A 12,830-nucleotide genomic window follows, 5' to 3' on the forward strand; every position below is an offset into this window, starting at 1 on the left:
CCAAGTACGTCCAGTACGAGGACTTCCGGCCGGCACGCCGAGAGCACGCACCGGACGTCACTCCTTGACGGGCGAACGTTGCCTGCCGGGGCACTGGGTGTATTGCTCGTGAGGCTCGTACTTGTGGGGACGGGCGTGCGCGCACGCCCGTCCCCCCGACTCGCTTCGGAAACAGTCCGGTTCAGTCTCACCCGTCGGCGTTCTGCCAGGGAAAAGGTGCCAGGTCGGGTTCGACCCAGCTGGTCCTGGCCGGGGTGCCGGCCAGTGTCGACGACCGGTAGAAGCGAGTGAGCAGCTTCTTGTCGAGCAGCGCGCGGTGCTGGTCGACGAAGGCGTCGAAGTCGGCGGTGTCCGGCTCGCCCGCGTGGTGGCCCACCAGCTCGACCCAGGCCCGGCTGACGGTGGCGTTGTACTTCTGTGGTGCGCCTGCGTAGCGGGCGGTGCGCTGGATACCGTCGCTGACCAGGTCCACCGCCGCGTCCGTTCCGTAGCGCCGGACGGCCAGCCAGGTCAGGTGGACGTGCTGGCGGTGCCCGAATCGCTCGGCAGTGGCCATCACCTCTCCCATCAGCTCGGCGAACGGCGACGACTCCTCGTTCACACCGTGGTCGGTTGTGATCACGCCTCCTCCGTGGCCAACGCGTCCAGAACGGCGTAGAAACCGGCGACCGCCTCGGCGGGCAGGCCGTCCAGCGCGCGGCTCTCCAGGCCGGCCAGTGTCTGCCGGATCAGAGTCGCGGTCTCGCGCCCGGACTCGGTGAGCTGGATCAGCACCGAGCGGCGGTCGCCGGCTCGCGTACCGCGTGTGATGTGGCCCCGTCGCTGCAACCGGTCCAGCACGCTGGTCAGGGTTGTGGGGCGGGTGCCAACGGCCGCGCTCAACTGGGATGGGGTGCGGCCCTGGCCGTCGGCGAGGTTGGCCAGTGCGTTGATCTCGGAGGCGGTCAGGTCGAGGTCGACGAGTTCGGCGGCGATCAGGTGCAAGGTGGCATGGGTCGCGCGCTGCAGGGCCAGCAGCGCCGACCGTTCCGATGGCACGGATTCGAAGTTCACGATTTCGGATATTACGAAATCGTACTAATGCTGCAAGCCCGCCGGGTGCCAGTGACGGCGTCCGTCACGGACGGTCGGCGGCAGGGCGGGGTAGAAGTGGAGCGATGACCGGAACAGCGAGGTGAGCACACCCTTGGCCGCCGTGTTGCCGCGCCGCGCTGTGGACGGGGCTGCTGACCTGCCGGAAGACCGCCTCACCCGCTCCGTCGGGCGGGTGTGCCGGTGAGGTCGGCAGGTGGAAGGAGCGAGTGGGATGAGCCGAGCGGAGCACCGTCCGGAGCAGGCGGATCGTCCGGAGTACGGGGTGTCGGGCCCGAGCGGTTTGATGGATCTGCTGGGTGTCGCCGCGGTGCTGGTGGAGGCCGACGGCCGGATCGACATGTGGAGTCCGCAGGCCGAGGAACTGTTCGGCTATGCCCGCGGCGAGGCAGTCGGACAGTACGCGGCACCGCTCCTCCTCAACCCCGAACACCGGGAGACGGCGATCAGGCTGTTCGCCGAGGTGATGGAGACCGGCCGAGGATGGGCGGGTGCCTTTCCCGTCCGGCACAAGGACGGCAGCACCCGGATGATCGAGTTCCGCAACATGCGGCTGACGGACAGCGTCGGTGACCACTACGCCCTCGCGCTGGCGACCGACCGTTCCACCTTGCGTCAGGTGGAGCGCAACGTGGCCCTGTCCACGCGGCTGGTAGCCCAGGCCCCGATCGGGCTGTCCATCCTGGACACCGATCTGCGGTTCGTGGTCGTCAATCCGGCCCTCGCGTCGATGCACGGCGTCCCCGAGGCCGACCACGTCGGCCGGAGGTTCCGCGAGATCCTGCCCGGTGTGTGGTTCCGGGCCGCGGAGACCGCGATGCGGAAGGTGCTGGAGACCGGCGTCCCCGTGGTGAACCAGCAGGTGGTGGGCCGGACTCTCGCCGACCTGGACAACGACCACGCCTGGGCGGTGTCGTTGTACCGGCTGGAGGACCATCACGGGCGCGCGCTGGGCATCGCCAACGTGGTGGTGGACGTCACCGACCGCTACCGGGCAGGCAGAAAGGCGGAGCGGGCGCAGCAGCGCCTGCGTCTGGTGGCCAACGGTTCGGCCCGCATCGGCACCACCCTGGAGGTGGAGCGGACCGCGCAGGAGCTGGCCGACGTCCTCGTGCCCGACCTGGCCGACATGGTCGCGGTGGACCTCCTGGACTCCGTTCTGCAGACGGGCCGCACGGAGCTGGGCGACGACCCGGCGCTGTTCCGCGCCCTGGCGGTGAAGACCGCCTACCCGACCGACGCCGTTCGAGCGATCGTTCCGCCCGGCTGCCTCACCACCTACCACTGCGACCATCCGGCGGCCCATTGCATCCGCACCCGCCGCCCCGTCCTGAGCACCCACCTGGTCGGCAGCGACGTCACCCGTATCGCCGCCGACCCCGAGGCCGCCCGCCTGCTCGTCCGGGCGGGTGTCCACACCGACATGGCGGTCCCGCTCATCGCCCGCGGACAGGTCATCGGTGTCCTGGGCATGGCCCGGGCCCGCAACCCGCTGCCGTTCGACGAGGACGACCTCACCCTCGCCTGCGAACTCGCCTCCACCGCCGCTCTGAGCATCGACAACGCCGTGCTGCACCAGCACATCCGCAGCGCCGCGGAGACCCTTCAGCGCAGCCTGCTCCCGCAGCTCCCGCCCCACCATCCCGGCCTCGAAGTCGCCGCCCGGTACCGGCCGGCGCAGGCCTTCAGCGAGGTCGGCGGCGACTGGTACGACCTCATCCCACTCGACGGCGACCGAACCGCCCTCGCGGTGGGCGACGTCATGGGCAGCGGTATCCCGGCCGCCACCACCATGGGCCGCCTGCGCACCGCTACCTCCACCCTCGCCTACCTCGACCTCGAACCCGCCCGGATCCTCACCCACCTCGACCGGATCACTCACGGTCTGGACCCCTACATCGCCACCTGCCTCTACGCGGTCTACGACCCGCACCACTGCCGCCTGCACGTGGCCTCCGCCGGCCATCTGCCCCCGGTCCTGGTGCGGGCCGGCAAACCACCCGAACTCCTCGACCTGCCCACCGGCACTCCGCTGGGAGTCGGCGGTGTCCCCTTCGTGGCCACCACATTGCGGCTGGAGCCCGGCGACCAGCTGGTCCTCTACACGGACGGGCTGGTCGAAACCCGGAACGACCCCATCGACGAACGCCTGAACGACCTCCTGCGTCTTCTGACACTGCCGGACCGCTCCACGGAAGAGACCTGCGACCGGCTTCTGCGGCAGCTCCGGGACCCGGCCGGCCATGACGACGTCGCCCTTCTCATCGCCCGGGCCCAGCCACTGCGGCCCAAGGGGAGTGCGGGGTAGGGCAGCCGGCGGCCCGCCGAGGGCATCGAGCTCTGCGGGGACGCCGTCCCGGTCAGGGCTTCCCGCCTCCGCCCGCCGTCACGCCCGTTCGGGAGAGCCGATCTCGCGCAGGATCCCGAAGGCCCGCAGCAGGGGCGCCGGGCCCGTGTCCGTGATGCCGGACGCCCGGCGCGCCCGGCGGGTCCGCAGTACGGCACGTACCGCGGAGAGGGCGGCGCAGGCGATCACGGCCGCCTTGAGGTCGGCGTCCGGCGTGTCCGGAGGCAGCCTGCGCTGAACCAGGACGGTGAGCCGCTCCTCGAAGTCGGAGAAGGCCTGCACCAGGCGGGCCGTGACGACGTTCTCCATGTCCTCGAGCGGGTGGCTGAGGGCGGTCAGGGTGGAGGCCGCGAACGGCTTGGCCGCCTCCAGCAGGGCGTTGCACACCGCGGCCAGGGGCTCCTCGTCCGCCGGACGCCCGGACAGGGCGTTCTCGACGTAAGCGAAGATCTCGACGCCGTCCGGCAGCAGCAGCGCCTCCTTGCTCTCGAAGTAGCGGAAGAACGTGCGCACGGAGACGTTCGCGTATGCGGCGATGTCCGCAACGGTGGTGGCCTCGAAACCACGCTCCTTGAACAGGCGCGCGGCCCCTTCCAGGAGCAGGCGCCGGGTCTCCTCCTTCTTGCGTTCACGCAGTCCAGTGGGGGCGATCTCACTCGGCATGAGTCGAAGCCTCCGCCATGGTGTCGCGACTGTCAATTGGCACGGATGCCACGCGTGGGCGTCGCGGGAGCAAACTGGCATGGATGTCAATTGTCATTAGTGCCACTTCTGCTCTAGGGTTCGTGTCACTCGTGACACTTTCTTTGGGAGGCCACGGTGCCCCGACCCTCACAGCCCCCGCCGGCGCCGGCCGACGCGCACACCGACGCGCGTACGGATGCCCGTACTGATGCCCGTACAGAAGTCCATCCGCCGGCGAACCCCGCCCCCGCACGCGGTGGACTCGGCCGCCTCGGCGGCTTCTGTGCCCGGCATCCGGCCGCGGTCATCGCCGCCTGGCTGCTGATCCTTCTTGCCGCCCTGGCCGGGCGGCACCTCGCGGCGCCCACCTTCAGCGACCAGGTCAGCCTGCCCGGCACGGCCTCCCACACCGGGGCCGACCTCCTCGCCACCTCCATGCCCCAAGCGGGCCGGCCCAGCGGCAAGGTCGTCTTCCACACCGACTCGAGCACTGTGGCCGACCAGCGGTCCGCTGTCGACCGCACCCTGGCCGATCTGCGCGACCTGCCCCGCGTCATCGCCGTTTCCGCCCCCGTGACCAGCGACGACGGACGTACCGCGTACACCACCGTCTCCTTCGACGAACAGCTGAAGAACCTCGGCCACGACTACACCGAGCGACTCGACACGGCGACGGGGCCCGCCCGGGCGGCAGGGCTGGGCGTCGCCTACGGCGGAGACCTCGAACAGGTGGTCCGCGAACCGGCCAACGACAAGCTGAGCGAGGCCGTGGGCGTGGTCACCGCCCTCGTCATCCTGCTGCTGGCCTTCGGCAGCGTCCTCGCCGCGCTGCTGCCGCTGGTCACCGCGCTGATCAGCGTCGGAGTCGGCCTCGCCGTCGTGGGCATCGTCGCCGCCACCCTCTCCTTCGCGACCTCCGCCACGACACTCGCCGGCATGATCGGCCTGGGCGTCGGCATCGACTACGCCCTGTTCCTGACGACGCGCTTCCGTCAGGACCTCATCGACGGGCACGATCCGGTCGAGGCCGCGGCCCGCACGGCGCGCACCAGCGGACGCGCCGTCCTGATCGCTGCCCTGACCGTGGCCGTCGCCATGCTCAGCCTGTACGCCTGCGGGCTGAGCTTCATCGGCAAGATAGGGCTCGCGGCCACCCTCGCCGTGGTCGTGACCGCCGGTGCCGCCCTCACCCTGGTTCCGGCAGCCCTGGGCCTGGTCGGCAGGCACATCGACCGGCTCCGACTGCGCCGCCCCGTCGCCGAGAGCTCGGGAGCGCACGACGGGTGGCACCGCTACGCGGACCTCGTCTCCCGGCGCCCATGGACCTTCCTGGCCGTCGGCCTCGCCATCCTCGGCGTGTGCTCCGTACCCCTGCTGTCCATGCGCCTCGGCCATGTCGACTCCGGTGCGGACCGACCCGGCACGAGCACCCGTACCGCCTACGACTGGATCGCGCACGCCGACGGACAGGGTTTCGGAGCGGGCGCGAACGGCCCGGTCCTGACCGTGGTCGACGTGAGCAAGGCGAAAACGCCCGCCGACCGGATCTCGAACGACCTGACCGCGGCCCTGCGGAACACCCACGGCGTGGCGTCCTTCACCCCCCTCAGGGCGAGCGCCGACGGGAAGATCCTCGTCACCACGGTCACGCCGACCACGGGCCCGCAGGACGCCGCGACCGACGCCCTGCTGCACACCCTCTCGGGCCGCACGCTGCCGAAGGCCCTCGACGGTACGGGCGCCGGGGCCTGTCTCACCGGCAGCGTGGCCGGCCAGGCCGACTTCCGCGACACGGTGGAACAGCGGCTGCCGATCGTCATCGGCATCGTCCTGGTCCTCTCGTTCCTCCTGCTCATGACGGTCTTCCGCAGCCTGGTGATCCCGCTGAAGGCCGTCGTCCTCAATCTCCTCACCACGGCCGCGTCCTACGGTGTGCTCGTCGCGGTCTTCCAGTGGGGCTGGGGCGACGCAGTGCTCGGGCTGTCCGAGCCCGTGCCCATCGAGTCCTACGTCCCGATGATGATGTTCGCGATCGTCTTCGGGCTGTCCATGGACTACGAGGTCTTCCTGCTGTCCCGGATCGCCGAAGCCTGGCATCGCACCGGTGAGAACCGGCCGGCCGTGGGTGAGGGGCTGTCCGCGACGGCCCGCGTGATCTCCGCCGCGGCCTTCATCATGACCGCCGTGTTCCTGTCGTTCACCGCCTCGCCGACCGTGGTCGTGAAGATGCTCGCCCTCGGACTGGCGATCAGCGTGATCGTGGACGCCACGGTGGTCCGCCTGATGCTGGTGCCGTCCGCCATGTTCCTCATGGGCAAGGCGAACTGGTGGATCCCCCGCCGACTCGACCGGGTCCTTCCGCACCTGCACGCCTGACCGCCTCACCCGCCCGCCCAACCGACCGAATCCGGAAGTGACCACGTGAGCCCGAACCGCCGGAACGCAGTCCGCATCCTCGTCGTGAGCACCGCGATACTGGCCGCCCTCGTGTGCGCGACCGATCTCCTGGTCGAGCACCGCACCGAGGAGCGGCTCGCCGCCCAGGCCTCGCGCCGGCTGAAGCCGGAAGGGCCGGTGCACACCGATCTCACCACGCCGCTCGCGGGGCTGCGCACCCTCGGCGGAGAGGTCGGCGACGTCGAGGTGAGCGCCAAGGGCGTACGCCGTCAGCACACCGTGATGGACGTGACCGTCCGCTTGAAGGACGTCACGACGGACGGCGACAGCGCCGGCGGCACCGCGACCGCCACCGTCGGATACGACGAGGTGACCCGGCGCCTGGGCTCGCTGGGCGACGGTCTGACAGCGGGCGGCCAAGGCGGCGACCTGATCCTCGGCGGGAGCGTCGGACGCCTGGGCCTGCCGGTCACCGTGCGGGCCAAGGTGTCCACGACCTCGGACGCCTTCACCATCACGCCCACGACGGTGAGCGCCCTCGGCCGCAGCATGGCGGTCGACGACCTCGCCGCCCTGCCGGCCGCGTCCGGGCTGCGGGACGAGCTCGAGCCCCGGACCGTGGCCGTCACCGGACTGCCCCGCGGCGTCGCGCTGACCTCGGCGCATGCCGCCGACAACGGCCTCGTGCTCACCTTCTCGATCGACGCGGGCCCACCGGGCGCGGGCGGGGGAGCCGCCTGACGGACCGGGAGGCAGCGCCCGTTGCCTGGTTGCTCGCGGACAGTAATAAGCTGGGTGACCATGTGACCGGCACGTCGACGACCGCGCCGGGCTCGAGCGTCAGGAGGCGACCGATGACTGTGGGAACCGAGCGAGCCGTACTGGCGGGCGGTTGTTTCTGGGGCATGCAGGACCTGATCCGCAAGCAGCCGGGCGTGGTGTCCACGCGCGTCGGCTACAGCGGCGGCGACACACCGAACGCCACCTACCGCAATCACGGCGACCACGCCGAGGCCATCGAGATCCTCTTCGATCCCACGGCCACGAGCTACCGCGACATTCTGGAGTTCTTCTTCCAGATCCACGATCCGACCACGAGGGACCGTCAGGGCAACGACATCGGGCGCACCTACCGCTCCGCCATCTACTACACCGACGAAGAGCAGCACCGCGTCGCCGTGGACACCATCGCGGACGTCGAGGCGAGCGGGCTGTGGCCGGGCAAGGTGGTCACGGAGGTCGAGCCCGTGGGCGACTTCTGGGAGGCCGAGCTCGAGCACCAGGACTACCTGGAGCGCTACCCCAACGGCTACACCTGCCACTTCCCGCGACCGAACTGGAAGCTGCCTCGCCGAGCCTCCTCCCCGACGAACTGAGACTCCGGCCCACGCCGGAACACCGCCCCTGACCAGCTCTCGGCGATTTCCGTCGACGAACCTGGTCGGGGCCGTCGATGCGGGCCGCGACGGCGCCGGGTGCCATGGGAAGGTGCCGGGCGCCGTGTGGCGCGTGATTCTGTAAGGGTGTCTGCTGTCCGAGCCGGTCGGATCCCGGCGGCCTACGCCGACTCGGGCCGCCGCGCGGTACGCGTGACGCTGGCCGCCGCGGCCGGTTTCTACCTCTTCCGCTACGGCCTCGACCGACCCGTCGCGGCCACCTACGCCCTGTTCGCCGCCGTCGGGTTGGGCGGCCTCTCCAGGATCCCCGGCACCGGGCGGCAGCGCGCCGCGATGGTTGTGCGCCTGCTGCCGGTGTGCTGGCTGCTGGTGGCCGTCGGCACCTGGCTGTCGGTACGGACCTGGAGCGCCGTCGTCGGCATGCTGGTCGTCGGCTTCGTACTGGCCTTCTCCGCCGTGGGCGGACCGCGCCCGGCGGGAGCGGCATCGGGCCTGCAACTCCTCTACATCCTGCCGTCCTTCCCCCCGTACGACCCCGGCTCGCTCGGTGACCGGCTGCTCGGCACGACCACCGGGCTGGCCCTGCTCGCCGCCGCCGAGGTGCTGATCTTCCCCGAGCCCACCCCACCCCCGTACCGGGAGCGGGCCGTCCACGCCGCACGGACCGCCGCACACTGCGCGGCGCTCCTCGCCGCGCCTCCCTATGCCCTGACCGACGGGGACATCCGGGCGACCCGGGAGTCCGGCCGCGCCCTGCGGTCCCTGACCGTGCCGGAAGCGGAACGTCCGGCGGGACCGGGGGTGCGCGACCGCGCCCTCACCCACACCGGACTGGCCACCCGCACCCTGCTCAGCCGACTGGGTGAACTCCCCGCCGCACCCGGCGACCCTCCGGGAGCCGCCGTGACCGCCGTACTGCACGCGGTGGCGCGACTGGCCACGGCGACCGCAGCCCGGCTGACGGCGGGGCCGCCGCCGATGGCACCGTACGAGGAGCTGAGCGCGGCACGCGCGCACCTGTCGGCCTTGTCCGTCGGCCCCGCCGCCGGCGTGGCTGCCGCCTCCGTCCGCACCGGCGGGGACGCTTCGCCGCCGGGCTTCCCTCCGGCCGTACTGCGCCGACACGCCGCCGTGCTGGAAATCGCCGACGCCGCGCTGACGATGGCCACGGCGGCCGATCTCGGGGTAGGAGGCCGGCGAGCCGCACTGCCGGCGCCGGCGGGTCGCTTCTGGTACGCCAGGGAGCGGGCACCCGGCCTGTGGTGGCACCGGTTGCGTGGCCACGCCGAGCGCCGGTCGGTGTTCTTCCAGAACGCGGTGCGCATAGCCATGGCCCTGACGGCGGCCCGCCTCGTGGCCGGGGTGGACACACTGCCGCACGGGTTCTGGGCCATGCTGGCGACCCTCACCCTCACCCGGACCACCATGGACGAGACCTGGACCACCATCCGGGTGGCGCTGGCGGGCACGCTGGCCGGTGCCCTGGTGACCGCCGGGACGCTGACCCTGGTCGGCACGGACACCGTGATCTACGCCGCCGTAGTGCCGTTGTGGATGCTGTTCGCCTTCACGGTCGGGCCCGTCAAGGGGGTCGGCTGGGCGCAGGGTCTGTTCACCGTGCTGGTGGCCCTCGTCTTCGCCCAACTGGCGCCGCCCACATGGCGGCTGGCGGAGGTGCGGATGCTGGACGTGCTGATCGGCAGTGCGATCGGCGCGGTCTTCGGCCTGCTGGCCTGGCCCCGTGGTGCCCACGACGAGTTGCGCCGTGCGGCGGCGGAACTCCTGCACAGGGCAGCCGAGATCGTGGTGGCGACCGGCGCCTCGCTGGCGGAGGGCGGGCCGGTGGCCGCGCCGTCGGCGGTGCCGGGCCACCGGTCCCTGCGGCACGCCGTCATCCTCGCGGAATCCGCGTACGCCCAATTCCAGAGCGAGCCGGCACCCTTCGGCGGCCGGGCGCGCCGGATGGCACTGCCCGGGGCCGACTGGCAGGCGACGCTCATGGCCGGTCACCACACACTGTGGGGAGCGGACCGGCTGCTGGAACCGCCGCTCACCGCGCTGGGCCCGGTGGCGGCGGAGTCGGTCGGCGGAATGGGGGATCGTGTGGCCGGGCGGATGCTGCTGGTCTCGGCGGCACTGGATCCCGGAAGCGACACCCCGACCGCGCCGGTGCCGCTGCTCGACCCGGCTGTCGACGGGTTCGCCCTGGAGCCGCCCGGCGCACCCCGGCTGTACTACGCGACCGTGTCGTGGCTCGACTCGCTGATGAAGGACCTGGCCCGGATCGCACGCGGCGGGCCGGGACCCGAGCCCGGCGAGGCGGCCACAGCGCGCTGAGGCTCCTGTCGCCGCCGGCCGGGAGCGGGCGTACCTCCGGCCGACGTCAGGAGCTCGTGAGGACGACGAGCTGCTGGGTCGCCCGGGTCATCGCCACATAGCGGTCGACTGCTCCTTCGACTCCCTGGCCGAACTCCTCCGGGTCGATGAGGACGACCAGGTCGAACTCGAGCCCCTTGCACAGCTCCGGGGTCAGCGACCGGACGCGGGACGTCGTGCGGAAGGTGGGATCGCCGATGACGCAGGCGATCCCGTCGGCATGTGCTGCGAGCCAGGTGTCGAGGATCGAGCTCAGATCCGAAGCAGATCCGTGGACGACGGGGACACCGCTGCTGCGGATGGAGGTCGGCACGTTGGCATCCGGGAGCACGGTCCGGACGACCGGCTCGGCCTCCGCCATGATCTCCTCCGGCGTACGGTAGTTGACGCTCAGTGAGGCCAGGTTGATCCGGTCGAGCCCGATCCGTTCCAGCCGTTCCTGCCACGACTCCGTGAACCCGTGTCTGGCCTGGGCACGATCCCCGACGATGGTGAAGCTCCGGGACGGGCACCGGAGAATCAACATCTGCCATTCCGCGTCGGTCAGTTCCTGCGCCTCGTCCACGACGACGTGCGCGAACGGGCCGGCGAGCAGGTCCGGTTCGGCGCTGGGCAACGCGCTCGCGTCGATCAGGGTGTCCCGCAGGTCCTGTCCGCGCAGCATTGTCACCGCGCCTTCACCGTCGTCGTCCGCCTCGAGGAGGCCGTCGATGACGCCGGCCCTGCGGTCGCGTTCTGCGGCGACCGCGGCTTCGTGCCGCAGCCTGCGCCGCGACGCCTCCGGGTCCCCGAGCCGCTGCCGTGCCGCGTCCAGGAGCGGCAGGTCGGACACCGTCCAGGCCTGTGCGTCCTCGCGCTGCAGCTGCTGAACCTCATCGGGGCCGAGCCAGGGAGCGCACATCCGCAGGTATGCGGGCACCGACCACAGGTCTCCGACGAGGTCGCCCGCTTCGAGCAGCGGCCACGCGCGGTGGAAGGCCGTGAGCAGTTCCCTGTTCTGCCGCAGTGACTTGCCCAGCAGGTCGTCCGAGACGTCGCCGTCGTGCCTGTCCACCAGGATCGTGAGCAGCTCCTCCCAGACCTGGTCGCGCGCCTCGTTGTGCGGAGTACCGGGCTCTGCCGCTTCGAACGCCACCGCCCAGTCGTCAGCGCTCAGCCGGATGTCGGACCAGTGGGTCGTGACCGTCATCCCCTCGGTGGGCGGCTGCTCGTAAAACCTGACGGCCGTCTCGATCGCCTTCACCATGTTCGCGGACGACTTCAGGCGGGCCGCGTCCGGGTCGGCCTCGACCGCTGCCGCGGCTCCCTCGGAAACGAGGTCCCGCAGGGTGCAGGTCTGCACGCCCTCCTCACCAAGGCTGGGGAGGACGTCGGCGACATAGGCCAGGTAGGGCCGGTGCGGACCGACGAACAACACGCCGCCCCGCCGGTGACCGAGGCGGGGATCGGAGTAGAGGAGGTAGGCGGAGCGGTGCAGGGCGACGACGGTCTTGCCCGTACCCGGACCGCCGTCGACGACGAGAGCGCCGCGGGATCCCGCGCGAATGATGGCGTCCTGGTCGGCCTGGATGGTGCCGAGCACGTCTCGCATCCGGGGCGAACGGTCGCTGCCAAGGCCGGCGATGAAGGCGGATTGGTCGTCGAGCGCGGCATGCCCGGCAAATCCGTCCGGGGTGAACACCTCGTCCCAGTAGTCGCTGATCAGGCCGCGGGTCCAGCGATACCTGCGGCGGCTTGCCAGCCCCATCGGGTTGGCGTGGGTGGCTCCGAAGAACGGCTCGGCCGCGGGGGAGCGCCAGTCGACCAGCAGCCGACGACCCGTGCTGTCCGTAAGGCCAAGTCGTCCGACGTACACGGGCTCGGGGTTGTCCGCACCGACCATGTGTCCGAGGCACAGGTCCAATCCGAAGCGACGCAGGGCGCGCAGGCGAGCGGTCAGCCGGTGGACCTCCGTGTCCCGGTCCATCGCCTGCCGGCCCGCGCCACCGGGCGCCTTGCGCTCGGCCTCGAGGCGGTCGGACACCTCGGCGATCGACTGCTCCAGGCACTCCGCGACGGCAGCGAAGTGCTGCTCGTCGCCTGCGATCAGCGCCGGGTCGGCCTTGGGGGAGAGGCGGTCGGGGAGGTCGAAAGCACTGGTGGTCAAAGGGGTCACGTCATCAGCTCCGATCTGGGGCCGCTTGCGGCCGTGGCGCGCGGCAAGGCGTCTGGACCGGCGTGGCGAACCTGGGTTCCTGTCTTCCGGGTCCTGGCCCGGCGGTCCCGTGTGGCTCACGCGCAAACGGGCGACCGGTCCCGGTCGACCTCCGCGAGCAGCAGCTTCGCGGCCACCGCCGCCCCGTCGCTGCGGATCGTGCGGGCCACCGCCCTCGCTCGTGCGCGGGTCGCGTGAGTCAGGGCCGTTTCGGGCGGGGCCGGTTTGACGTCCCCGCGCGACCCATACGTCGACAACAACACACGCACTTCGCGACACCCGTTTCCTCAGGTTCTGGCTTCGGGCCGCGATTCTGCGGTACGACGGGGGCCTTGCCGCAAGC

General features: G+C 71.4%; 9 protein-coding genes. 5 read left to right on the top strand and 4 right to left on the bottom strand.

Annotated features, from left to right (window positions below):
* Positions 1-187: 187 nt before the first annotated feature.
* Both AB0A61_RS30475 and AB0A61_RS30480 read right to left on the bottom strand, forming a co-directional pair.
* Positions 188-622: a hypothetical protein gene (locus AB0A61_RS30475; protein ID WP_361299260.1), complete on the bottom strand. Its 435-nt coding sequence runs from the start codon at positions 620-622 to the stop codon at positions 188-190.
* The gene (locus tag AB0A61_RS30480; RefSeq protein WP_361299263.1) at positions 619-1,053 is read right to left on the bottom strand and encodes a MarR family transcriptional regulator; all 435 of its coding nucleotides are present in this window, start codon (positions 1,051-1,053) and stop codon (positions 619-621) included. Before AB0A61_RS30480 ends, AB0A61_RS30475 begins: the two co-directional genes overlap by 4 nt.
* A gap of 253 nt (positions 1,054-1,306) precedes the next feature.
* Here AB0A61_RS30480 and AB0A61_RS30485 point away from each other — a divergent pair, with 253 nt between their 5' ends.
* A complete protein-coding gene (locus AB0A61_RS30485; RefSeq protein WP_361299266.1) occupies positions 1,307-3,400 on the top strand; it encodes a SpoIIE family protein phosphatase in 2,094 nt (697 codons plus the stop codon).
* 78 nt (positions 3,401-3,478) lie between these two features.
* On the opposite strand, the gene AB0A61_RS30490 is transcribed toward AB0A61_RS30485, so the two are convergent.
* Positions 3,479-4,102: a helix-turn-helix domain-containing protein gene (locus AB0A61_RS30490; RefSeq protein ID WP_361299269.1), complete on the bottom strand. Its 624-nt coding sequence runs from the start codon at positions 4,100-4,102 to the stop codon at positions 3,479-3,481.
* 156 nt (positions 4,103-4,258) lie between these two features.
* Here AB0A61_RS30490 and AB0A61_RS30495 point away from each other — a divergent pair, with 156 nt between their 5' ends.
* The 4 genes from AB0A61_RS30495 (at position 4,259) to AB0A61_RS30510 (ending at position 10,254) form a co-directional block, all read left to right on the top strand.
* Positions 4,259-6,499, top strand: coding sequence for an MMPL family transporter (locus AB0A61_RS30495; protein ID WP_361299272.1), 2,241 nt, complete (start codon positions 4,259-4,261; stop codon positions 6,497-6,499).
* An 84-nt stretch (positions 6,500-6,583) separates the two neighbouring features.
* Positions 6,584-7,261, top strand: coding sequence for an LmeA family phospholipid-binding protein (locus tag AB0A61_RS30500; protein WP_361299275.1), 678 nt, complete (start codon positions 6,584-6,586; stop codon positions 7,259-7,261).
* A 113-nt stretch (positions 7,262-7,374) separates the two neighbouring features.
* Entirely contained in the window at positions 7,375-7,896 is a 522-nt protein-coding gene (msrA, locus tag AB0A61_RS30505; RefSeq protein WP_361299278.1) for a peptide-methionine (S)-S-oxide reductase MsrA, read from the top strand.
* 147 nt (positions 7,897-8,043) lie between these two features.
* Positions 8,044-10,254, top strand: coding sequence for an FUSC family protein (locus AB0A61_RS30510; RefSeq protein WP_361299281.1), 2,211 nt, complete (start codon positions 8,044-8,046; stop codon positions 10,252-10,254).
* Between the two features lie 46 nt (positions 10,255-10,300).
* Here the strand turns inward: AB0A61_RS30510 and helR are convergent, their stop codons facing one another.
* Complete coding sequence (gene helR / locus AB0A61_RS30515) at positions 10,301-12,448, bottom strand: RNA polymerase recycling motor ATPase HelR (RefSeq protein ID WP_361299284.1); 2,148 nt, start codon at positions 12,446-12,448, stop codon at positions 10,301-10,303.
* Between the last annotated feature and the right edge of the window lie 382 nt (positions 12,449-12,830).

This window comes from Streptomyces sp. NPDC046197, assembly GCF_040646295.1.
In the GTDB taxonomy this organism is placed as follows: Bacteria; Actinomycetota; Actinomycetes; order Streptomycetales; family Streptomycetaceae; genus Streptomyces.